The sequence below is a fragment of the Sphingomonas liriopis genome (genome assembly GCF_024211255.1).
GTDB classification, from domain to species: Bacteria; Pseudomonadota; Alphaproteobacteria; order Sphingomonadales; family Sphingomonadaceae; genus Sphingomonas; species Sphingomonas liriopis.
Window position 1 is genome coordinate 104357 of the sequence record NZ_JAMLDY010000007.1, and the last position, 23606, is coordinate 127962.

Sequence of the window (23606 nt, forward strand, 5' to 3'; positions counted from 1 at the left end):
CATGATTGCATTTCAAATCCTGGCATCATAGGATCGGAACGTCAGTCCAACATATGGACTATCAGCGTTTCGGCACAGGATGCCGCGGTGACGGCAACAGCCGCGCCGGCCATGGAGGGGATGAAATGACCAGGCCATCGACCACCGCGACCCGACCGCCGTCACGCCGGTCCACCCCGTGCCGCCGCACGCCTTCCGCCCTCGGCCGCTAACGCCCGCTTCACGTCCAATCACCGGGCGATCCTGCGACGCCGCAGCGCCCGGCCGCCGCCAGCAGGCGGCCTGTATAGGGGAGACCATAAGATGATCGCCAGCCGTCGCGCCGTTCGCCGCACGCTCGCCACGACCTCCGTCCTCGCCATCGCGCTGGGCTGCGCCATCGCGCCCGCCGCCGCGCAGATGACACCGGTGCCCGGCGACCGCAACGTCGCCCCCTCGTCCGCCGCGGTCGAGCCCAAGACGCCGGCGCAGACCCCCGCCGGCGATCCCGCGACCACGACCGGGCAGGCCACCACCGCCCAGCCCGCCGGCCCCGACGCCGAAGCCACGCCGGAGGACATCCTGGTCGTCGGCACCCGCGCCTCGCTCCAGTCCGCGATCGCACGCAAGCGCAACGCCGGCACCGTCGTCGATTCGATCGTCGCCGACGACATCGCCAGCTTCCCCGACAAGAACGTCGGCGATTCGCTGTCGCGCATCACCGGCGTCCAGCTCAGCCGCGATTTCGGCGAGGGCACCGCCGTGTCGATCCGCGGCGTCGAACCCGACCTCAATCGCGTCGAGATCAACGGCGTCAGCCAGACCTCCGCGCTGGGTTCGCGCTCGGGCGACTTCCGCGAGCTCGCCACCGAGCTCGTCAAGTCGATCGACGTGTTCAAGGGCTATCAGGCGAACCTGACCGAAGGCGGTCTCGGCGGCACCGTGTCGGTCGAGACGCGCAAGCCCCTCGAACTCAAGAAGGCGCTCGGCAGCGTCGTCTTCTCCGAACAGCATCTCGACCTGACGCAGGACTGGCGGCCGCGCGCCACCGTCATCCTCGGCACGCCCAAGTTCCTGATCGACGGGCTCGGCGTGCTGTTCAACGGCACCTACGACGACAAATCGACGCGGCAGGATTACGCCGCCAACACCGGCTGGACGCGCCTCGCCGATTTCGACCATTCGGACCAGAAGACGGTCGCCGATCCGCTCTATTCGAACTTCAACACGTACGCGAGCTGTGCCGGCGTCGGCGGCCAGAACGCCTCCAACGCGACCGCACGCCGCCTCGCCTGCGAAACGCAGTTCTTCGACTGGGCGCCGAACGGCCCGCGCTATCGCAACCTCGTCCGCCGCGACAAGCGCATCTCCGCCGACCTCACCGTGCAGTACGAGGTCGCGCCCAATTTCCGCGTCTTCGGCGAAGCGACGATCAACAACCGCGATCAGCGCCTGTTCGACACCAATTACGCGCTCGACCTCGGCCGTTTCCAGCGCTTCCCGCTCGATGCGCAGCTGCCCGCCGGCCTCAACGGCGGCACCTCGCGCCAGCAGGTCCAGCTCGGCACCTCGACGGTGGACGCCGCGCACATCGTCACCAGCTACACCACCGCCGCCAACCCGGTGAACATCGGCACCGCCACCGCGCCGGTCTACAGCGGGTCGAGCAACATCCTGGGCGTGCAGCGCCGCGACTTCCAGTACGACCAGAAGTCGCGTTACTATCAGGGCGGCTTCGACTGGGATTTCGATCGCGTCCAGATCAAGGGGCTCGTCTCGCACGCGACCGCCAACACCAACGGCCAGACCAACCTCGTCTCGCTGTCGACCGGCATCTCGGGCGTCAAGGTCGATACCCGCAACGCGCTCGGCATCCCCGTCTTCACCTATCCCGAGGCGATCAACCCGGCCGATCCGTCGATCTACACCAACTTCACCCGGCCCGGTAACGGCCTCGTCACCGCCACCGGCACGACGTCGACCGTGCTCGGGCCGACGGTGCAATACCGCCCGACCTATTCGGGCAATACCGAGGACCAGCTGAAGCTCGACGTCGACTGGCAGGTCGAGTACGGCCCGCTCAAGAGCATCGAATACGGCGGCCAGTTCCGCAATCAGGACTATATTCTCTACAACGGCGGCGGTTCGCGCATCCTGTCGGGCGGCGGCACCGCCAACCCGGTGTACCAGACCAGCGCCAACGTCTCCTACACCACCAACATCGTGCCGACCGTCACCGCGCGCGTGACGCCCAGCGGCACGGCCGGCGGCGGTGGCTATACCGCCCAGCTGACGCAGGCCGAATATGCCTCGCTGCTCGCCTCGCTCGGCGCGACCAGCGGCGGTGCGGCGCTGTTCACCGGCCTGAAGGGCGCGCCGTCGGGCATTCCCGATCGCATCGCCTTCGCCAATTTCACGCCGCAGCTGATCGGCCAGTATTTCGACCTGTCGGGCTTCGATCAGGACCTGTTGTTCGAATCGAGCGGCCTGCCGCAGATCCCGCAGGCGAAGATCACCGAAAAGATCGCCGCGGGCTACGTCCAGGCGAACATGGATACGCAGGTGTTCGGCATGCGGCTGACCGGCAACGCCGGCGTCCGCTACACCTACACGCGCGACCAGGGCACCGGCACCAACATCGCGCGCGTCACCCGCTTCAACGCCACCGGCGGCGTCGAGACGGTGATCCTGGGCGCGCAGCAGCTGTCGCTGACCAACAGCTATCACGACATCCTGCCCGCCTTCAACGCGGCGCTGGAGATCACGCCGAAGCTGGTGCTGCGCGCCAACTGGGCGAAGAACCTCGCCCGGCCCAAGCCGCTCGATCTCGTGCCCAACATCAACTGCCTCGACGACGCCACGATCAGCGCGGCCGACGACGTCTGCACCGCGGGCAATCCCGCGCTGAAGCCCTATCGCGCCGATCAGTGGGAGGTGAACCTGTCGTGGTTCGCCAACCGCGACACGCTGTTCAGCCTCGGCTATTACAAGAAGTACGAGAAGAGCTTCGTCGTGCCGAACGTGACGCGCAGCGGCGTCGACCTGTTCCAGGACGGCATCACCTATACGGTGCGTCAGCCGATCAACGGCTTCGGTGCGCTGCTCGACGGTATCGAAGGCAGCGCGCAGACCGCCTTCACCTTCCTGCCCGCGCCGTTCGACGGGCTGGGGGCGAGCGGCAACGTCACCTTCGCCCGCGCGATCCGCACCAATTTGACCAACAGCGCCACCGGCCTGCCGCTCGACGAATATCCCGGCCTGTCGAAGTGGACCTACAATGCCAGCATCTTCTACGACAAGGACTGGCTGAACGCCCGGCTCAGCTACAATTATCGTTCCGACTGGCTGGTCGAGGCGGTCAACACCGTCAACAGCAACAACCCGATCTACCGCAAGGGCGAAGGCTATCTCGACGGCAAGATCACCTTCCGCTTCCCGGAATGGCATTACAGCCTGTTCATGGAGATGCAGAACATCAGCAAGGAATATTCGCGCAGCTACATCAAGAACATCGGCACCGTGGAAACCTATTACCCGGGCCAGCGCTTCTTCGCCGGCTTCCAGCTCAAGTTCTAGACCGTTCCTCCCCCGACTGGCCGGTCGTCGTGTTCCACGGCGGCCGGTCGTTTCGTCGATTGCCAAGATGTAAGAGGGCGTCCTAAGGAGTGGACATGAAGACAGCCGCCGCCATCATCGAAAAGCCAGACCCCGCCGGTTCGGTCGGCGCGGGCAGCCAGACGCTGATGCGCGGGCTCGACCTGATCGAGGCGGTCAGCCACGAAGTGCTGAGCTTGAGCGAACTCGCCGCGAAGCTCGACCTCACCAAGAGTACGACGCACCGCCTGCTCAGCGCGCTGGTCGATCGCGGCTACCTCGCCTTCACCCCGCGCTCGGGCTATCGGCTGGGGCCGAAGCTGCTGCTGCTCGGCACGCTCGCGCAGGCGCAGGCCGACCTCGTCCAGGTCGCGCGGCCGTATCTCGAGGAACTGGCCGCCTCGAGCGAGGACACGGTCCATCTCGGCGTGTTCGACGGCGATTTCGCGCTGTATCTCGACAAGGTCCCCGGCCGCCGCCGCATCACCATCTCCAGCCGCGTCGGCGATCGCCAGCCGTTGAGCTCGACGGGCCTCGGCAAGGCGCTGATGATCGATTCGCCGCCTGCCTATTGGCAGGAGCGGTTCGATGCCGATCAGGCGGCGGGCGCGATGAAGGCCGACGGCAAGGTGTGGATGACGCGGATGGCCGGCTATGCCGAAGCCGGCCGCGCCTTCGACCTCGAGGAGAACGAAGACCAGATCCGCTGCGTCGCCGCGCCGATCCGCGATGCCGCGGGCAAGATCGTCGGCGCGATCAGCGTCTCGACCGCCGCGCAGTACATGAGCGACGAGCGCATGACCGCGCTGTCCGACGAGGTCCGCGGCACCGCTAACGCGATCAGCCACGAACTCGGCTTCGAGCCGACCACGCCAGCGTAAACCCATCCCGTTCGCCCTGAGCCTGTCGAAGGGCACGGGTCTCACAAGGCTTAGACAAGCCCCCGGCACGAACGGGTTCGCGATCATTTTCAAGGAGATACCCATGTTGCTCGAAGGCAAGACCGTGCTCGTCACCGGCGCGTCGGCCGGGATCGGCCGCGCCGTCGCGATCGGCTGCGCGGCCCATGGCGCGAACGTCGCGCTGAACTTCAGCCGCGACGTCGCCGGCGCCAACGCCGCGGTCGCCGAGATCGAGGCGCTGGGCCGCAAGGGGATCGCGATCCAGGGCGACGTGTCCGACCCCGCCACCGCGACCGCCTTCGTCGCCCAGGCGGTGGAGGCATTCGGCCGCGTCGACGTGTTCGTCAACAACGCCGGCATCTGCCCCTTCCACGCCTTCCTCGACATGCCGGTCGAGACGTTCGAACGGACGATGCGCGTCAATCTGCACGGCGCCTACTTCATGGTGCAGGCGGCGGCCAACCAGATGGTCAAACAGGGCGACGGCGGATCGATCATCGCCATGTCGTCGATCTCGGCGCTGGTCGGGGGCGAGTATCAGACGCATTACACCCCGACCAAGGCGGGGCTGCATTCGCTGATGCAGTCGGTCGCGATCGCGCTCGGCAAGCACAATATCCGCTGCAACTCGCTGTTCCCGGGCACGATCCTGACCGACATCAACAAGGACGACCTCGCCGATCAGGAGAAGCGGTCGTACATGGAAGGCCGCATCCCGCTCGGCCGGCTGGGGCAGCCCGAGGACCTCGTCGGGCCGACGGTGTTCCTCGCGTCCGACCTGTCGCAATACGTTACCGGCGCCTCGCTGCTGGTCGACGGCGGCGCGTACGTGAACCTGCAATAGCGTGGAGAGGGGGCCCGCCCTCCCCCCACACCCGTCGTCACCCCGGACTTGTTCCGGGGTCCACGGTGCCGCGTACCCACCGGCCCTTGGTTTCGCGGCAGGGTGGATGCCGGAACTAGTCCGGCATGACGGGTGTGGGTGGTGAGCGCCGCCCCCATCACACGGCGCGACGTCGGCCTCGGCCTGATCGCCACCCTCCTTCCCTTCCCCGCCCACGCCGCCGCGATGATCGACGTCCGCCACCACGGCGCGAAGGGCGACGGCACCACGCTCGACTCCCCCGCGATCAACGCCGCCATCGCCGCTGCCGCCGCCCACCCGCACGGCGGCACCGTCGTCATCCCCATCGGCCGCTACCGCTGCGTCTCGATCCGCCTGCGCAGCCGCGTCACGATCATGCTCGCCAAGGGCGCGATCATCGAAGCCGCGGACGGCACCGGCTACGACGTGCCCGAGGACAATGGCGAGCAACTCTACCAGGATTTCGGCCACAGCCACTGGCGCAACAGCCTGTTCTGGGGCGACGACGTCGAGCAGGTCGCGATCCTCGGCCCAGGCCTCATCCACGGCAAGGGCCTGACCCGCGACGGCCCCGGCGCGCGGTGGAAGGCGCAGACCGGTGAACGCCCGCTGTCGATGCGCCAGATGAGCGCCGCCGAGATCGCCCGCCTCGAACCCGACGTCGCGCGCATGCAGGGCCGCGGCAACAAGGCGATCGCGCTGAAGAACGGCCGCGACATCCGCCTGTCGGGCTTCACGATGCGCACCTGCGGCCATTTCGCGATCCTCGCGACCGGCACGCGCGGCCTGCACATCGCCGACCTGACGATCGACACCGACCGCGACGGCATCGACCTCGACGGGGTGCGCGATTGCGTCGTCGAACGCTGCCGCGTCAACACGCCCAACGACGATGCGATCGTCGTCAAGAGCAGCTTCGCGCTCGGCCGGATCGCCACGGCGGAGAACATCACGATCCGCCATTGCGCGGTCAGCGGCTACGACCTCGGCACATTGCTCGACGGCAGCCGCCGTACGACGCAGGCCCTCGCGCCCGATCGCGATCGGCCGACGGGCCGCATCAAGCTCGGCACCGAGAGCAACGGCGGCTATCGCAACATCCTCATCGAGGATTGCAGCTTCGACCATGGCCGCGGGCTCGCGCTGGAGACGGTCGACGGCGGGGTGATGGAGAATGTGATCGCGCAGCAGCTGACCATGCGCGACGTCACTACCGCGCCGCTGTTCCTGCGGTTGGGCGACCGCCGCCGCGGTCCCGCCGGCACCGGCATCGGCGCGATCCGCGGCGTGACGCTGGAGGCGATCGAGGCGACCGGCATCGACCCTCGCTTCGCCGCGACGATCGCCGGCCTGCCCGGCCACGGAATCGAGGACGTGACGCTGCGCGACATCCGCCTGACCTATGCCGGTGGCGGCACCGCGGCGGACGCGGCACGACGCCCGGAAGACCTCGCCTCCGCCTATCCCGAACCGAGCATGTTCGGCGTCACCCCCGCCTGGGGCCTGTGGGTCCGCCACGCGCGCGGGCTTACCGTCCACGGCCTCGACCTCGCCACCGCCACTCCCGATGCGCGCCCGCCGGTGCGGGTCGAAGACGTCGCGAACGTACGCGTCAGCGATACGCCGCTTTGGGTTTGACCTGACGGCAAATCACGCTTACCAAATCCTACAGACCTATACCATATAATGGTCTGGAGGGGTGATGACGTCGATCCACGCATTCAAGATGCAGCTGAAGCCCGGCGTCATCGACGAATATCGCCGCCGCCACGATGAGATCTGGCCCGAACTGTCGGCGCTGCTGACGGAGAGCGGCATCCACGATTATTCGATCTTCCTCGACGAGGAGACGCTGGCGCTGTTCGCGGTGCTCAAGCTCGCCGAACCCAACACGCGCGACGCGCTGCCCGACCATCCGGTGATGAAGCGCTGGTGGGATCACATGGCACCGCTGATGGAGGTGCAGGCGGACAATCGCCCGGTCGAGACGCCGCTGCCGATGATCTTCCACCATGATTGATCGCACGGCCGCCAAATCCCACCCGTCACCCCGAACTTGTTCCGGGGTCCACTCTGCGGCGAGGCCGACGCTTCGTGCCTCTTGCCTTGCGCGCGCGGCACGGTGGACCCCGGAACAAGGGACCCCATCAAAGTATTACTTTGATGGGGCCCAAGTCCGGGGTGACGGACGGCGTGGGGGTACGTTCCGAATCCTCGCGACCCTGGCTGCCACTCTCCTCGCCACCACCGCGCACGCGCAGACCGCGCGCGCCACCGAAAACCTCGCTGCGCCGGTCAAGACCTTCGGCCGCGTCAGCTACGACGCGCGCTCGCTGATGATCGACGGCAAGCGCCAGGTGATCTGGTCCGCCGAATTCCACCCCTTCCGCCTGCCCAGCCCCGATCTGTGGCGCGATGTGCTGCAGAAGCTGAAGGCGAGCGGGTTCAACACCGTCGCGCTCTATTTCGACTGGGGCTATCACAGCCCGAAACAGGACGTGTACGATTTCACCGGCATCCGCGACATGGATCGCGTGCTGACCATGGCGCAGGAGGAGGGGCTCTACGTCATCACCCGCGCCGGGCCGTACGTGAACGCCGAGCTGTCGCGCGGCGGCTTTCCCGGCTGGCTGGTCAACCAGCGCGGTCGCGCGCGCACCGACGATCCCGCCTATATGGCGGCCGCGGACGAATGGCTGACCCGGATCGACGCGATCATCGCGCGCCACCAGATCAATAACGGCGGTTCGGTCATCCTCCACCAGATCGAGAACGAGCTGGCGCTGACCACCCCGGCGCAGCGCCGCTACATGAATCATCTGTATGCGAAAGCGCGCGCCGACGGCCTGACCATCCCGCTGTTCCACAACGATCAGGGCCGCAACGGCTATTGGGTGCCGGAAAGCTCTAAGGTCGCCAACGTCGTCCATGGCCCCAACGACCTCTACGCCTTCGACGGCTATCCCGGCGGCACCTGCACCGTTCAGGGCAAGCCGACGCGCGGCTCGGCCGCGCCCGACTGGGGCTATTACGGCCCCGGTGGCGCGAAGGGCGGCGCCAGCGCCTCGCCCGACACCCCCGCCTTCTTGGCAGAGTTCGGCGGCGGCTGGTTCGATTACTGGGGCTCGAACGGCGGCTACGAATGCAACGCGATCCAGCGCGGCAAACGCTTCCAACGCGTATTCTACGGCACCAACCTCGCCAACGGCATCGACATCCATTCGGTGTACATGGGCTATGGCGGGACGAGCTGGGGCTGGCTGCCGGCGCCGGTGGTGTTCACCAGCTACGATTACGGCTCCGCGATCTCGGAGGCGCGCGAATTGCGCCCCAAGGCGGAGGAGATGAAGCAGCTGGGCGGCCTGATCGCCACCGTGCCCGATCTCGCCGGCATGGTCCCCGCGGGCGCGGCGGTGGCATCGTCGCCCAACGTGCAGGTCTATCACGACAGGAACCCGGAGAGCGACGCGCGCTTCCTCATGGTGACGCACAAGCCTTCGAACGGCACGACCGACGACCGCTTCACGATCACCGCCGATCTGCCCGATGGCCGCTACACTTTCCCCGCCACCGAACCGATGCGATTGAACGGTTTCGACGCCAAGTGGCTGGTCGCCGGCGTGAACGTCGGCGGGCAGAGGCTGGTCTATTCAACTTCCGAACTGCAGGCGGCGCTGGCGGCGGACGGCGGCGACCTGATGTTGCTGTATGGCCGCGCCGGCGAGAGTGGCGAGACGGTGCTGCGCTACACGAGCGCGCCGCAGGTCCGCGTGCTCGATGGGCAGGCGACCAGCCTGTTCGACGCGGCGAAGGGCGACCTGCGCCTGACCTATCCGCATGCCGGCCGCGCCGTGGTCCGCATCGAGGGCGGCGGCCGTACGCCGCTGACGCTGGTCCTCGCCGACGAGGCGGAGGGGGCACGCTACTGGCGGCAGGGCCCGGCACTCGTCCGCGGCCCGGCGTTGCTGCGTAGCGCGGTAGCGAAGGGCGGCACGCTCGCGCTGACCGGCGATACGCGGGAGGAGACGCCGCTCGAACTCTGGACGCCCGCTGCGCTGCGCTCGGTGACGTGGAACGGCGCGTCCGTGGCGCTCAAGCCGACGGCGATCGGCAGCCGGGTCGCCACCCGCCCTCTCGCCGGCCCCGCGCCCGTGACGCTGCCCGCGCTGACGTGGCGCAGCGCCTATGGCTCGCCGGAAGCGCAACCCGGTTTCGACGACAGCCGCTGGCAGGTCGCCGAGGGCAAGCCTTACGCCAGCATCACCGCGCGCCCCGATGGCCAGCCTAACCTGTCGATGGATGCCTATGGCTTCCACGACGGCGACGTCTGGTATCGCGGCCGCTTCACCGGCACGCCCGACGCCAAGCAGCTCGCACTGTTCTATGGCGCCGGCGGATCCGGGATGCTGCAGGTCTGGGTCGATGGCCAGTTCGTCGGCCAGAACGAGCTACCCGCCGGCCTGCCTCGCCCGATCACCACCGGCGGCGCCCGCTTCGACCTGCCCGCCGGGGCGCAGGCATCGGGCGAGCACGTCATCAGCGTCATGGTCCGCAACAACGGCCATAACTGGGACCTCGACAGCGACGACTTCCACAAGGAGGCACGCGGCCTGATCTCCGCCTCGCTCGAGGCACCCGGCGGGCGCAGCTTCGCGATCCCGATCGCGTGGAAGATCCAGGGCAAGGCCGGCGGCGAAGACCTGCCCGACCCCGCGCGCGGCCCCGCCAACACTGGCGGCCAGTATGGCGAGCGAATGGGCTGGCACCTCCCCGGCTTCGACGATGCCAAGTGGCAGGCCGCGGCGACCACCGTTCAACCCGGCACGACCTGGTATCGCAGTCGCTTCACGCTCGCCATGCCCAAGGGGCAGGACGCGACGGTCGCGGTCGCGTTCGGCGACACCGCCAGCCCGCGCTCGGTCGCGAAATACCGCGCGTCGATCTTCGTCAACGGCTGGAACATGGGCCAGTTCATCGCCCATGTCGGCCCGCAGCGCGTCTTCCCGATCCCCGAAGGCATATTGAACCACCGTGGGCCCAACAGCATCGCGCTCGCCGTCATCAGCGACGGTGCGCCCGGCGACGTGCTGGAGCCCGTCAAACTCGTCACGCTGCGCAACGTGCGCGGCGGTGTGTCCGTATCCCCGGTCGCCGCGCCGACGCGCCCCGACCAGCTCATCCAGGAGAAGTAACTTGGCCGCCCTCACGCACGACATCCCCCGCGGGGAGGTCACGACCGCGATCCACAAGCTGATGGACAACCTCGTCAACATCAAGGACGAGACCGGCGAGTTCCTGCTCCATCTCGAGGACGGTCGGATCATCGACACCAAGGGCTGGGCCGGCTGGGAATGGACGCACGGCGTCGGCCTGTTCGGCATGTGGCGCTATTACGAGCAGACCGGCGACATGACCGCGCTTGAGATCATCAAGCAATGGTTCGAGGATCGCTTCGCCGAAGGCACGCCGACCAAGAACATCAACACCGTCGCGCCGTTCATCACGCTCGCCTATCTCTACGAGCTGGAGGGCGACCCGCGCTACATCCCCTATCTCGACACCTGGGCGGAATGGCTGATGGCGCCCGACGGCCTGCCCAAGACCGAAGAGGGCGGCTTCCAGCACATCGTCTACAACGACGAGAACCCGGGCGAGATGTGGGACGACACGCTGATGATGAGCGTGCTGCCACTCGCCAAGATCGGCCTGCTGCTGAACCGCCCGCAATACGTGGAAGAGGCGAAGCGCCAGTTCCTCGTCCATATCAAATATCTGTTCGACAAGAAGACCGGCCTCTGGTTCCACGGCTGGGACTTCAACGGCCGGCACAATTTTGCCGAAGCGCTCTGGGCGCGCGGCAATTGCTGGGTGACGATCGCGATTCCGGAGATCATCGAGATCCTCGACCTGCCGCAGGGCGATGCGTTCCGCACCTTCCTGATCGACACGCTCGCGGCACAGGTGAAGACGCTCGCCGAAACGCAGGATGCCGAGACCGGCCTGTGGCACACGCTGATCGTCGATCCGACGAGCTACCTCGAGGCGTCGGCGACCGCCGGCTTCGCCTATGGCATCCTGAAGGGCGTGCGAAAGGGCTATCTGCCGCGCCATTACGAGGGCGTGGGGATCAAGGCGATCCGCGGCGTGCTCGCGAACATCGACGACGCCGGCGAGCTGAAGCAGGTCAGCTTCGGCACCGCGATGGGCGACACGCAGCAATTCTACAAGGACATCGCGCTGACCTCGATGCCCTATGGCCAGAGCCTCGCGATGGTCGCGCTGGGGGAATTCCTGCGCACGTATATCTGACGCCCTCCATCACCCTCACCCTTCCCACCCGGCTGCGCCGGGCGGGCCCCTTCCCTCTCCCATCGGGAGAGGGAGAGACGCCGCAGGCGGCGATGGGTGAGGGTGACGCACCAGCCGAGTAGACGCCCATGGCCACCGATCCCATCGCAGCCCGACCGATCATGCCCACCGCGCCCTCACGCCCGGTGCGCTGGTACAACCTCCTCGCTTACGGCTCGAACGACGTGCTCGGCGCGGGCTCGATGGCGGTCATCTCGACCTGGATCCTCATCTTCTACACCAGCTTCTGCGGGCTTTCCGCTGCACAGGCGACGATCATCTTCGGTGTCGCACGCGTGCTCGACGCGTTCACCAGCCCGCTGATCGGCCATGTCTCCGACAATATCGGGCGCAGCTGGCTGGGGCGGAAGTTCGGGCGGCGACGGATCTTCATCTTGGCCGCGATCCCGCTGCTGCCCTCGTTCGCGATCATGTGGGTCGCGGGGCAGAGCTTCTGGTATTATCTCGTCACCTACGTCCTGTTCGAGATGGTCTATGCGCTCGAGATCATCCCCTACGAGACGCTCGCCTCCGAAATGGCGACCGACTACAAGACCAAGGCGAAGTTCGCCGGCGCGCGCATCCTGTGCGGCCAGTGTTCGGCGATCGCCGCTGCTTTCCTGCCGGCTTGGTTGATCGCGTATCTGGGGCCCGATTCACCCGACACCTATCTGTACATGGGCGTGATCTTCTCAGGTCTGTTCATGGGCGCGGCGGGGCTGCTCTACGCGTTCAGCTGGGAACGCCAGCGCCCGCCCGAACTCGCCGAGGCGGAGGCGCGCGACAAGCCGACATTGGGCGCGGCGTTCGCGGCGCTGTACCGCAATTTGTTCTCGACGCTGCGCATCCGCGCATTCCGGCTGCACCTCGGCATGTATCTGGGCGGCTATATCAGCCAGGACATCTACAACGCCGCCTTCACCTATTTCGTCATCTTCGCGCTCGCCGGATCGACCGCGATCGTCGGGCAGCTGGTCGGCGTCACCTATATCGTCCAGCTGGTCGCGGTGGTGCTCGCGATCAACTTCGCGCTGCGCCTGTCGCCCGCTGCCGCGTACCGGTTTGCGGCGCTGAGCTTCGGAATCGGCGTGGTGATCTTCCTCGCGATGTACGCGGCCGGATACACCGCCACCTCGGCACTGTTCTGGCTGCCGGTGGTCTTCGCCGGCCTCGGCCGCGGCGCGCTCAACTACATTCCGTGGGCGACCTACAACTACATGGCCGATGTCGACGAGATCGTCACCGGCCGGCGCCGCGAAGGCGCGTTCGCCGGGGTGATGACCTTCGTGCGCAAGATGAGCCAGGCGCTCGCGGTGATCCTCGTCGGGCAGGTGATGCAGGCCTCGGGCTTCGTCTCGAAAGCGACCACGCAGAGTCCGACCGCGATCGCGGCGATCGTCGGCGTGCTGGGGCTGGGGACGATCGCGATGCTGGTGTTCGGGGTGCTGGTATCGACCCGCTTCCGCCTGACACCGCGCACGCATGCGATCCTGCTCGACGAGATCGAACGCTTCCGTGGCGGCGAGCGGCAGCCGGCGGACGAGAGCCATGCACGGGTGGTCGAGGACCTGTCGGGCTGGTCGTACGACCGGTTGTGGGGGAACAATCCGGTGGCGGAGCCGGGGCGCCCTTGATGTCGTCATCCCGGCGAAAGCCGGGACCCATGGACCCGCACCCTCACGTTGGCGCGCACCATCAGCCGATCGCTTCCATGGGTCCCGGCTTTCGCCGGGATGACGGATGGGACGGACCGCGATGATGATGTCAGGTGGGGAGCTTCTGTTGCCCGGTGCTCCCCGTACCGCTGGAATCCCTTCTGTTGCCCGGTGGGTCCAACCGCGTAATCTTGGAATAACTTCAGGCCGTGAGGCCCTCAGTTACGCCGCAATCGCGAGTGCTTCGTTATCGTTGGCACTTGTGTAATGGGCCGTTGCGGTGGTCCCATTCCGAGCGAAAGACAGCGCTTTTCAACACACGTCGATCCTAGTTCGGCCCCGTCAGCTGAGCCGCTTGGCCGGCACGCTTCACGCGTGCTGGCCAAGCGGCGCAGATGGTGGAGCCGCCGGGTACTGCCCCCGGGTCCGCTGCGTCTATGCGACGCCACCGTTTATCGCCATAGCCGGCTGGAAGCCGGCACGACCCATATAGGCGCTGGCACAAGTCTCTGCAATCCACGCCTTTCGCTCGCCACAATATGGCGCCATAGGCGGGCCATCATGTTGACCCAGCGTTCCCGTTACGCGCTGCGCGCGATGCTGTTCCTTGCCCAGGCACCCGCAGCCAGCCCGCCGATCCCGATGGGCCGCATCGCGACCGCGGCCAACGTGCCGCGCAAGTTCCTCGAGCTGATCCTCGCCGACCTGCGCGATGCCGGACTGCTGCGCAGCACGCGCGGCAAGATGGGCGGCTACGTCCTCTCGCGGCCCGCGCACCTGATGTCGCTGGGCGAGATCATCCGCATTATCGAGGGGCCGCTGGCGCTCGTGCCCTGCGTCAGCCGCACCGCCTACCGCCCGTGCACCGACTGCCAGAGCGAGGCGGATTGCGCGATCCGCCACGCGATGATGCGCGTCCGCGACGAGACCGCGCGCATCCTCGACGGCACCAGCCTGGCGGATGCCACCGCGGAGCATCTGGTCGCGGCCTGACACGCGCCAAGTCCTCCCCCGCGCAAGCGAGGGAGGCGTTTTGCCTCAAATCCGCGGCCGCGCCTTCAGCTCGTCGCGGATTTCGCGGAGCAGCGTGACGTCGGCGGGCTCGACCGGCGCCGCGGCGACCGGCGCTTCGGCCTTCGGCATCAGCCGGTTCACCGCGCGCACGATCAGGAAGATGATGAAGGCGACGATGATGAAATTCGCTGCCTGCGTGATGAATTCGCCATAGCCGAGCAGCGGCACGCCCGCCTTCTTGAGCGCGGCATAATCGGTCACCGACCCCGCATAGTTCGCCGGTACCGGCCCCATGCGCAGGAAATAGCCCGAGAAATCGAGCCCGCCGAACAGCTTGCCGATCACCGGCATGATGACGTCCTCGGTCAGCGAGGTGACGATCTTGCCGAACGCCGCGCCGATGATGACCGCGACCGCGAGGTCCAGCACGTTGCCGCGCGCGATGAATGTCTTGAATTCGTTGAACATGGCCGCCCTTCCCTCGTTACCCGTTCGGTGATGCGAGACTAGGCGGCGATTCCCCCTTCGCCAAGCCCATTCACTGTCCTATATGGATAGGACAGATCGTTCAGGAGACTGTCCATGTCGTCGCTTCGTCCCGTTGCCGCTTTCGCCCTCGCCGCCACCATGTCGGTGTCGCTGGCCGGCTGCGGCATCAATTCCGTGCCGACGGCCGAAGAGAACGCCAAGGCGCGTTGGGCCGACGTCCAGAACCAGTATCAGCGGCGCGCGGATTTGATCCCCAACCTTGTTTCGACGGTGAAGGCCGCGGGCGCACAGGAGAAGGACATCCTGGTGCAGGTGACGCAGGCGCGCGCCGGGGCCAATCAGGTGAAGCTGAGCGGCGACCAGCTGACCGATCCTGCCAAGATGCAGGCGTTCGAGCGCGCGCAGGGCGCGGTCACGCTGTCGCTGCAGCGGCTGCAGGAGGCGTATCCCGAGCTGAAGAGCCAGGGCAATTACACCACGCTGATGAGCCAGCTGGAGGGCACCGAGAACCGCATCACGATCGCGCGCACCGACTACAACACTGCGGTGCAGGCGTATAACACGCGCATCCGCACCTTCCCCGACGCGGTCGGCGCGCGGATCTTCTACGGTGCCAAGCCGCTGACGCCGTTCGCGGCGACGACGCCGGGGGCGGAAGCGGCGCCGACCGTCAACTTCGGGAATGCGAGCTGACGGCGATGCGCCTCGCCGCACGGGCGCTCGCCGGCTGGCGGGCGGCGCTGTTGATGCTGCTGGCGGGGCTGATCGCCTCGCCCGCCGCCGCGCAGACGTTTCCCAAGTTCACCGGGCTGGTGGTCGACGCCGCCAACGTCCTGCCGCCGGAAACCGAGGCGGTGCTGACCGCCAAGCTGGAGGCGTTGCAGAAGGACACCAAGCGGCAGCTGGTCGTCGCGACGATCCCCGACCTGCAGGGCTATCCGCTGGAGGAATACGGCTACAAGCTCGGCCGCGCCTGGGGCGTGGGCATGAAGGACGTCAACAACGGCGCGATCCTGTTCCTCGCCCCCAACGAACCCGCGGGCCGGCGCGGCGCGCGGATCGAGGTGGGCCGCGGGCTTGAGCCGATCCTGACCGATGCGCTGTCGAGCGTCATCATCAACCAGGACATGATCCCGCGGCTGAAGGCCGGCGACATACCGGGTGCGATGTCCGCAGGGGTCGACGCGATCGGGCAGCAATTCCGTGCCGCCCCCGAAGAGGCGCAGGCGCGGCTCGACGCGGCGACCAGGCAGTTCGACCAGACGCATCGGCGCTCGTCCGCGCGCAGCGGCGGCGGCGTGCCGTTCGGGCTGATCGTCTGGGCGATCATCCTGCTGTTCGTGCTGGTCCCGCTGCTCCGCGGTCGCAAGCGCGCCGGGCCGTGGGGCCGGCGCTATCGCAGCGACGATGGCGGCAGCGCGCTGCCGATCGTATTGTGGAGCATCGCCAACGAGATCGGCCGATCGTCGGGTGGCGGTGGTGGCTGGGGCGGCGGTGGTGGTTCCGGCGGCGGTAGCGACGGCAGCTGGGGTGGCGGCGGCTTCACCGGCGGCGGTGGCGGCGATTTCGGAGGCGGTGGCGCCTCGGGGAGCTGGTGACATGCGGCTGACCGACACCGATCGCGCCAGCGTCGCTGCCGCGGTGGCCGAAGCGGAGCGCCATACCGCTGGCGAGATCGTCACGATCGTCGCGCGGCGATCTGACAAGTATCACGACGTCGCGTTGCATTGGGCGGTGCTGGCGATGCTGCTGGTGCTGGCGCTGCTCGCGCTGTGGCCCGATGCGGCGGTGCGGCTGCACGGGCTGGTCGCCGATCCGTGGGAAGGCGCGCCGGCGCCGGGCGGGCTGTTCACCGTCGCGCTGGTGCTGCTCGCCGCGACCTTCCTGATCGTGCGCGTCGGGCTGGCGTACATGCCGCTGCGGCTGGCGCTGACGCCGGGCACGACCGCGGCGCGGCGGGTGCATGCACAGGCGCTGGCGCTGTTCCGTGCCAGTGCGGAGGCGCGGACGCGCGATGCGACGGGCGTGCTGCTCTATCTGTCGCTCGACGAGCATCGCGCCGAGATCATCGCCGACCGCGCGATCCATACGCGCGTCGCGCCCGAGGTCTGGGGCGCGGCGATGGCGGCGTTGATCGCCGCGACGCGCGACGGCCGTCCCGGCGACGGCATGGCGGAGGCGGTGCGCCAGATCGGCGGCGTCCTCGCCGAGCATTTTCCGCCGCGGGCCGACGATACCAACGAACTGCCGGATCGATTGATCGAACTATGACCACCGAGACCGTGTGGGAGGGCAGATACCTCTCCGTCCGCAAGGCGGGCACCTGGGAATATGCCGAGCGCTCGGGCGACATCACCGCGGCGGTGATCGTCGCGATCGATGGCGAGGGCCAGTTGCTGCTGGTCGAGCAATATCGCGTGCCGCTGGGCCGCGCCTGTCTGGAGCTGCCCGCGGGGCTGGTCGGCGACGACAGCGCGGGCGAGAGCGTCGCCGAGGCGGCGCGGCGCGAGCTGGAGGAGGAGACCGGCTATCACGCCGCGACGGTCGAGGAACGCGGCGAGTTCTTCTCGTCGCCGGGGATGACGTCGGAGCGGTTCACGCTGGTCGTCGCCACCGGGCTGACACGGACGGGTGATGGCGGTGGCGATGCGCAGGAGAATATCACCGTGCATCGCGTGCCAGTGGACGCGGTGGAGGGCTTCGTCGCGGCCAAGCGCCGGGCGGGGGTGGCGATCGATGCCAAGATGCTGTTGGTGCTGGGGGGCGGGTTGCTGGCCGAGGTGGCGGGGCGGTAGCCCTCGTGGCTACTGAGGGTGCCACGAGGTCACCGTCACCCCGGACTCGTTCCGGGGTCCACCGGGCCGCGAGCGCAAGACTGGAGACTCTAGCCGTGCGCCTCGCCGCAGGGTGGACCCCGGAACAAGTCCGGGGTGACGTAGGAGATTTGGCGGGGTTCAGCCCAACCAGATACGGGGTGGTCGCCCGCGCCCCTTAGCGGAAATTGTCGGCGTAGGCCTGCAGCTTCAGCTTGCGTTCCGGCGCCGCGATCAGCTCGTAGTCGAAGCCCTGCGCCTCGCAATAGGCGATCGCCGCGTCCTGGCTCGGGAAGCTCAGCTTCACCTGTTCGCGCGTGTCGCCGCTGCCGGCCCAGCCGGTGAGCGGGTCGGGCTGCTTGGCTTCGGCGGGTTCGAATTCGAGGGCCCAGGTCTGGGTCCGGGCTTTGCCGGACTGCATCGCGTTCTTGGGGCGCTGGAAGATACGGGCGGTAGGCATGGGTACGCCCTTAGCGCGTCGCGGGGCCGCGTGCATCCGCCTTTTTGGTGCGCAGCGTCGCCGATGCGGCGGCGGGGTCGTCGGGCCAGGGGTGTTTGGGATAGCGGCCGCGCATTTCCTTGGCGACCGCGCTCCAGCTCCCCGCCCAGAAGCCGGGCAGGTCGCGCGTCGTCTGGATCGGGCGGCCGGCGGGCGAGGTTAGGCTGAGCACGAGCGGCGTCGCCTCCGACCCGACGCGGGGATGCTCGGCGAGGCCGAACAGCGCCTGGACGCGCAACTCGACGCGCGGGCCGCCTTCCGCGGCGTAATCGATCGCGTGCGTGCTGCCGGCGGGGCTGGTGAAATCGGCGGGCGCGAGCCGGTCGAGCCGGCGCAGGTCATCCCAGCCGATCAGGCCGCGGATCGCCTCGGTCAGCGCTCCGGCGGGAATCGCGTCGAGCCGGCGGCGGCCCGCGAGCAGCGGTGGCAGCCATTCGTCGAGCCGATCGGCCATCATCGCCTCCAGCGGCACGCCGGCATAGCTGGCGCGCTGGCGCAGCGCGGTGGCGCCAACGCTCCACGGCAGCAGCGCGACGCCGTGGGCCCGGACGCCTTCGAGCAACGCATCGGCGATCGCCGCCGGATCGGCATTCGAATCGGGCCCCGACGACAGCCGCAGCGCGCCGAGCCGCCGCTCGCGCAGCGTCGTCACACCGCCGGTGTCGGGGTCGAAATCGACCGTCCGCCGCGTCTCGATCCGGTCGGCGAACAGGCGTTCGATCGTCGCGAGCGTGATCGACGCGGCGGCGAGGATGCGCGCGCCCGATGCCGCACCCTGCGTCTCCGCCACCGCCAGCCATGCGTTGCGGGCGAGCGCGGTGGTGGGATCGAGGCGAAAGCCGCGACCACCGACCGAGGCCCAATGTTCGCCGCTGGCATCGCGCGCGCGGGCGATCCGGTCGGGGAAGGCGAGCGCGATGGCGACCTCCACCCCCTCGGCATCGCCGCCGTCTCCGGCGAGCCGGGCCCAGCGCTCGGCGAGCTTGCGCGCCGCCACCGCCTTGGTGCCGCGCTCGGTGCGCCAGCGGCGCAGACGCGTGTCGAGGTCGGGATCGGTGCCGCCAAGCCCACGCTCGGACAGCAGCACCGCGACCTCGGCGGCGACCCTGCCCTGCCCCATCGCGCCGGCGCGCAGCAGCATGTGCGCGAGCCGCGGCGGCATCGGCATCGCGGCGATGCGGCGGCCGTGGGCGGTCGGGCGGCCGTCGGCGTCGATCGCGTCGATCGTCGCCAGCCGCTCGCGCGCCTCCGCCACCGCGGCGGCGGGCGGCGGGTCGAGGAAGGCGAGGTCGCGCGGATCGTGGACGCCCCATAGTGCCGCGGCGAGGACGAGGCCGGAGAGGTCCGCCTCGAGAATTTCGGGCGGGTCGAAGCGCGGCAGGCCGCCGGTCGCCGCCTCCTCCCACAGGCGGTAGGCGACGCCGGGCCCGAGGCGCGCGGCGCGGCCGGCGCGCTGCGCCACCGCGGCCTGGCTGGCGCGCTCGGTGACCAGCCGCGTCATCCCCGCAGCGCGATCGTAGCGCGGGCGGCGTGCAAGGCCCGAATCGACGACGATGCGGATGCCGTCGAGCGTCAGGCTGGTTTCGGCGATCGAGGTGGCGAGCACCAGCTTGCGCCGGCCATCGGGTTCGGGCCGGATCGCTGCGCGTTGCGCGGCGGGGTCCATGCTGCCGTGGAGGTGGTGGACGACGATCGCGTCGGACAGGCTCTCCAGCCGCTCCGCGGTGCGTTCGATCTCGGCGACGCCGGGCAGGAAGGCGAGCACGCCGCCCTCCTCCTCGCGCAGCGCCTGACGGATCGCGCTCGTCATCGCATCCTCGATGCGGGCCTCGCCGGCGCGGCCGAGGTGGCGGAGTTCCAGCGGATAGCTGCGCCCCTCGCTCTCGATCACCGGCGCGTCCCCTAGCAGCGCCGCGAAGCGCGCGCCGTCGAGCGTCGCCGACATCGCCACCAGCCTCAGGTCGGGGCGCAGCGCAGCCTGCGCATCGAGCGCCAGCGCCAAGCCGAAATCGCCGTCGAGGCTGCGTTCGTGGACCTCGTCGAACAGCACCGCCGAGATGCCGGCGAGTTCGGGATCGGCCTGGATGCGCGCGACGAAGATGCCCTCGGTCACCACCGCCACGCGCGTCGCCGCCGAGCGCCGACTGTCCATCCGCGTCGCATAGCCGAAGGTGCCGCCGACGCTTTCGCCCGCCAGCGCCGCCATCCGCTCCGCCGCGGCGCGTGCGGCGAGCCGGCGCGGCGACAGCAGCAGGATCTCGCCGGTGCACCACGGCTCGGCGAGCAGCGCGGGGGCGACCGCGGTGGTCTTGCCCGCCCCCGGCGGCGCGACCAGCACGGCGTTGCTCCCCGCGCGCAACGCGGCGAGCAGGTCGGGCAGGACGGCGAGGATCGGCAGGTCGGTCACGGCGCGGTGCCTGTGCCACGGATCGGCGCGCGACGCGACTGCGGCGCGCTGCTATGACGGCGCGGACATTCGCGCAGGAGATATGTGATGGGTCTGTTGGACGGAATCCTCGGCCAGGCGGCCGGCAGTCCGGTGATCGCCAATCTGGCGGAGAAGATCGGCCTTTCTCCCGAACAGGTTACCGCGGCGATCGCGGCGCTGGGCGCGGCGCACGGCCAGCCCGGCGACACCGTCGCGGGCGCCGCCGACTCGACCGGCCTGTCGCCCGACGTGCTCCAGCAGATCCTCGGGCACCTCGGCGGCGAGGGCGCGCTCGGCAATCTCGGCGCGCTGCTCGGATCGGCGCAGGGTGAGGGTGGCCTCGGCAGCGTGCTCGGCAATCTGGGCGGGCTGTTCGGCAAGTCGTGACGCCGACATGACGAAAAGGTCATCGCCCGCGTCCTAGTATCACCCGCCCCGGCGATGCTAGGCGACAGCGGCAGCGTAGCGGGACGGGGTCATTGGGCGGACATCATCACCACGGGCACGATCACGGCCATGGTCATGCGCACGGGCACGGCCATAGCCACGCCCCCGCCTCGTTCGACCGGGCGTTCGCGATCGGCATCGCGCTCAACATCGCCTATGTGCTGGCGGAGGGTGGCGCGGGGCTGTGGACCGGATCGGTCGCGCTGCTCGCCGATGCGGGGCACAATCTGTCCGACGTGCTCGGCCTGGCGGTGGCGTGGGGCGGGGCGGCGCTGGCGCGCAGCGCGCCGACCAAGCGCTTCACCTATGGGCTGAAGGGATCGACGATCCTCGCGGCGCTGGCCAACGCGCTGCTGCTGCTCGTCGCGCTGGGCGCGATCGTGCTGGAGGCGGCGCAGCGGTTCGACGATCCGCCGGTGCTCGCCGGGCTGACCGTGTCGGTCGTCGCCGCGATCGGCATCGCGGTCAACGCATTCACCGCCTGGCTGTTCGCGCGCGGGCGCAAGGGCGACGTCAACATCCGCGGCGCCTATCTGCACATGCTCGGCGACGCCGCGGTGTCGGCGGGCGTGGTGCTGGCGGGGATCGCGATCTGGGCGACCGGGATCGGCTGGATCGACCCGCTGGTCAGCCTCGTCATCGCCGCGCTGATCTTCTGGCAGACCTGGGGCCTGTTGCGCGAGACGGTGGAGATGAGCCTCGCCGCGGTGCCGCGCGCGATCGACTATGACGCGGTTACCGCGGCGCTGGTCGCGTTGCCGGGGGTCAGCCATGTGCACGACCTCCACATCTGGCCGATGTCGACCACCGAGCCCGTGCTGACCGCGCATCTGGTGATTCCCGCCGGCTATCCCGGCGACGGCTTCCTCGCCACCGCGCGCGAGATGCTGCACGATCGGTTCGGGATCGGCCATGCGACATTACAGGTCGAGACGGGCGGAGGCTGCGCAAGCTGCTGACGCCTGCCCGGCCGTTGGTCGCCCCCGGGCGCAAGCCCTTGCGGACATGGCGTAATATCGACGGGCTGTCCTACACGCCGGCGCCTGTGTTACCGGGCGGACAATATCGCCACGCTCTTTGCCCATCGTGAATTGCGACCATTTCCGAAACGGTCACCCATGGATCGTTTCGCGCAAGGTGTCCATGTTGTCCATGTTCCGCGGCGGCAGCGCGCCTGCCGCTCAATAGGCGCGGGCCACCGCGAACTCGACCGCCTCGATCATCGCGTCCTTGGCCTGGCCGTTGGCGAAGCCGGCGATCGCGTCGATCGCGCGCTGGCCGTAGTGGCGGGCGCGGGCGAGCGTGTCGTCGACCGCGCGCGTCCGGCGGACCAGATCGATCGCGCGGGCGAAATCCTCGTCCGACGACCTGCGGCCCTCGACCGCGTCCTTCCAGAATTTGCGGTCGTCGGCGTCGCCGCGGGCATAGGCGAGGATGACGGGCAGCGTCATCTTGCCTTCGCGGAAGTCGTCGCCGGCGTCCTTGCCCATCGTGCCCGCGTCGGAGACATAGTCGATCGCGTCGTCGACCAGCTGGAACGCGATGCCGAGGTTGCGGCCATAGGCGTCGAGCGCCGCCTCCTCGCCCTCGCTGCGCTCCGCGACGACCGCGGAGATGCGGCAGGCGGCGGCGAAGAGCGCCGCCGTCTTGGCGTTGATGATGTCGAGGTAGCGATCCTCGCCAAGGTCGATGCGGCGCGCGGCGGTGAGCTGGTTGACCTCGCCCTCCGCGATCACCGCGGATGCGTTCGACAGGATCTTCAGCACCTTGAGGCTGCCGTCCTCGACCATCAGTTCGAAGCTGCGGCTGAACAGGAAGTCGCCGACCAGCACGCTCGCCGGATTGCCCCAGATGATGTTGGCGGTGCGACGCCCGCGGCGCAGGTCGCTGCCGTCGACGACGTCGTCGTGGAGCAACGTCGCGGTGTGGATGAACTCGACCGAGGCCGCCAGGCGATGGTGGCGGGTGCCGGTATAGCCGATCAGCCGCGCGCTCGCAAGCGTCAGCATCGGTCGCATCCGCTTGCCGCCGCCCGCGATCAGATGGCCGGCCAGTTCCGGGATCAGCGGGATCTGCGACTGCATCCGGTCGAGGATCACCGTGTTGACGGCGTTCATGTCGCCCGCGACCAGTTGGAGCAGCGGCTCCAGCGAGGGTTCGGGACGATCGAGGCGGTGGATGGTGGCGGTCATCTCGCCCCGCGCTGTGGCCGCTGGGACGCGCGAAGGCAAGTCTTGCCCGCAGACGCCGCACACCCCATGGGGAGGGAAACGGGACGACGAAGGGCGACAGATGAGCGACGACGTGCTGCAGGGGTATCGCAAGAGCATCGACAATATCGACGCGGCGCTGGTCCACCTGCTCGCCGAGCGGTTCAAGGTGACGCAGGCGGTGGGGCGCCACAAGGCGACGAGCGGCCTGCCCGCCGCCGATCCGGGGCGCGAGGAGCGCCAGATCCGCCGCCTGCGCGACCTCGCCGAACAGGCCGAGCTCGACCCGGAATTCACCGAGAAGTTCCTGCGCTTCATCATCGACGAGGTGATCCGCCACCACGAACGGCTGCGCGGCTGACC

The 23606-nt window shown here is 68.7% G+C and carries 20 protein-coding genes and 1 other RNA gene; 16 read left to right on the forward strand and 5 right to left on the reverse strand.

The window, feature by feature from the left end; all coding sequences use genetic code 11:
- Nucleotides 1-303: 303 nt before the first annotated feature.
- From M9979_RS07480 to M9979_RS07515, 8 genes are all read left to right on the forward strand, one after another.
- On the forward strand, nt 304-3555 hold the full coding sequence (locus M9979_RS07480; RefSeq protein ID WP_254288707.1) for a TonB-dependent receptor: 3252 nt from the start codon (nt 304-306) through the stop codon (nt 3553-3555).
- Nucleotides 3556-3650: 95 nt separating this feature from the next.
- A complete protein-coding gene (locus tag M9979_RS07485) occupies nt 3651-4454 on the forward strand; it encodes an IclR family transcriptional regulator (RefSeq protein WP_254288709.1) in 804 nt (267 codons plus the stop codon).
- A gap of 103 nt (nt 4455-4557) precedes the next feature.
- The gene (locus M9979_RS07490) at nt 4558-5319 is read left to right on the forward strand and encodes an L-rhamnose 1-dehydrogenase Lra1 (protein WP_254288710.1); all 762 of its coding nucleotides are present in this window, start codon (nt 4558-4560) and stop codon (nt 5317-5319) included.
- 141 nt (nt 5320-5460) lie between these two features.
- Nucleotides 5461-6978 (forward strand): rhamnogalacturonidase, encoded by a 1518-nt coding sequence (locus M9979_RS07495; RefSeq protein WP_422921723.1) that lies wholly within the window; start codon nt 5461-5463, stop codon nt 6976-6978.
- Between the two features lie 64 nt (nt 6979-7042).
- On the forward strand, nt 7043-7360 hold the full coding sequence (gene rhaM / locus M9979_RS07500; protein ID WP_254288711.1) for an L-rhamnose mutarotase: 318 nt from the start codon (nt 7043-7045) through the stop codon (nt 7358-7360).
- A 316-nt stretch (nt 7361-7676) separates the two neighbouring features.
- Nucleotides 7677-10532, forward strand: a complete 2856-nt coding sequence (locus tag M9979_RS07505) for a beta-galactosidase (protein WP_254288712.1) — start codon at nt 7677-7679, stop codon at nt 10530-10532.
- Between the two features lies 1 nt (nt 10533).
- Nucleotides 10534-11649, forward strand: coding sequence for a beta-galactosidase BglB (gene bglB / locus M9979_RS07510; RefSeq protein ID WP_254288713.1), 1116 nt, complete (start codon nt 10534-10536; stop codon nt 11647-11649).
- 128 nt (nt 11650-11777) lie between these two features.
- The gene (locus M9979_RS07515; RefSeq protein ID WP_422921726.1) at nt 11778-13322 is read left to right on the forward strand and encodes an MFS transporter; all 1545 of its coding nucleotides are present in this window, start codon (nt 11778-11780) and stop codon (nt 13320-13322) included.
- Between the two features lie 171 nt (nt 13323-13493).
- Here the strand turns inward: M9979_RS07515 and ssrA are convergent.
- Nucleotides 13494-13862: a transfer-messenger RNA gene (gene ssrA, locus M9979_RS07520) on the reverse strand.
- 42 nt (nt 13863-13904) lie between these two features.
- Here ssrA and M9979_RS07525 point away from each other — a divergent pair.
- Nucleotides 13905-14336 (forward strand): RrF2 family transcriptional regulator, encoded by a 432-nt coding sequence (locus M9979_RS07525; protein WP_254288714.1) that lies wholly within the window; start codon nt 13905-13907, stop codon nt 14334-14336.
- 45 nt (nt 14337-14381) lie between these two features.
- Here the strand turns inward: M9979_RS07525 and mscL are convergent, their stop codons facing one another.
- The gene (gene mscL, locus M9979_RS07530; protein ID WP_254288715.1) at nt 14382-14825 is read right to left on the reverse strand and encodes a large conductance mechanosensitive channel protein MscL; all 444 of its coding nucleotides are present in this window, start codon (nt 14823-14825) and stop codon (nt 14382-14384) included.
- A 114-nt stretch (nt 14826-14939) separates the two neighbouring features.
- On the opposite strand from mscL, the gene M9979_RS07535 reads away from it, so the two are divergent.
- From M9979_RS07535 to M9979_RS07550, 4 genes are read left to right on the forward strand one after another with little or no spacing between them, the layout of a single operon-like run.
- Nucleotides 14940-15539, forward strand: coding sequence for a LemA family protein (locus M9979_RS07535; protein ID WP_254288717.1), 600 nt, complete (start codon nt 14940-14942; stop codon nt 15537-15539).
- 5 nt (nt 15540-15544) lie between these two features.
- Nucleotides 15545-16444, forward strand: coding sequence for a TPM domain-containing protein (locus M9979_RS07540; protein ID WP_254288718.1), 900 nt, complete (start codon nt 15545-15547; stop codon nt 16442-16444).
- Nucleotide 16445: 1 nt separating this feature from the next.
- Nucleotides 16446-17117: a TPM domain-containing protein gene (locus M9979_RS07545; RefSeq protein WP_254288720.1), complete on the forward strand. Its 672-nt coding sequence runs from the start codon at nt 16446-16448 to the stop codon at nt 17115-17117.
- The gene (locus M9979_RS07550; protein ID WP_254288721.1) at nt 17114-17641 is read left to right on the forward strand and encodes an NUDIX hydrolase; all 528 of its coding nucleotides are present in this window, start codon (nt 17114-17116) and stop codon (nt 17639-17641) included. Before M9979_RS07545 ends, M9979_RS07550 begins: the two co-directional genes overlap by 4 nt.
- A 196-nt stretch (nt 17642-17837) precedes the next feature.
- Here M9979_RS07550 and M9979_RS07555 read toward each other — a convergent pair whose 3' ends face one another.
- Both M9979_RS07555 and hrpB read right to left on the reverse strand, forming a co-directional pair.
- Nucleotides 17838-18119, reverse strand: coding sequence for an ETC complex I subunit (locus M9979_RS07555; protein ID WP_254288722.1), 282 nt, complete (start codon nt 18117-18119; stop codon nt 17838-17840).
- 10 nt (nt 18120-18129) lie between these two features.
- The gene (gene hrpB, locus M9979_RS07560) at nt 18130-20565 is read right to left on the reverse strand and encodes an ATP-dependent helicase HrpB (protein ID WP_254288724.1); all 2436 of its coding nucleotides are present in this window, start codon (nt 20563-20565) and stop codon (nt 18130-18132) included.
- An 87-nt stretch (nt 20566-20652) separates the two neighbouring features.
- Between hrpB and M9979_RS07565 the strand changes: the two genes are divergently transcribed.
- A complete protein-coding gene (locus M9979_RS07565; protein ID WP_254288725.1) occupies nt 20653-20973 on the forward strand; it encodes a hypothetical protein in 321 nt (106 codons plus the stop codon).
- A gap of 92 nt (nt 20974-21065) precedes the next feature.
- Nucleotides 21066-21992 carry a cation diffusion facilitator family transporter gene (locus M9979_RS07570; protein ID WP_254288726.1) on the forward strand — a complete coding sequence of 309 codons (927 nt, stop codon included), beginning with the start codon at nt 21066-21068 and terminating at the stop codon, nt 21990-21992.
- A gap of 222 nt (nt 21993-22214) precedes the next feature.
- On the opposite strand, the gene M9979_RS07575 is transcribed toward M9979_RS07570, so the two are convergent.
- Entirely contained in the window at nt 22215-23225 is a 1011-nt protein-coding gene (locus tag M9979_RS07575) for a polyprenyl synthetase family protein (protein WP_254288727.1), read from the reverse strand.
- Between the two features lie 100 nt (nt 23226-23325).
- Here M9979_RS07575 and M9979_RS07580 point away from each other — a divergent pair, with 100 nt between their 5' ends.
- A complete protein-coding gene (locus tag M9979_RS07580; protein WP_254288728.1) occupies nt 23326-23604 on the forward strand; it encodes a chorismate mutase in 279 nt (92 codons plus the stop codon).
- Nucleotides 23605-23606: the final 2 nt, after the last annotated feature.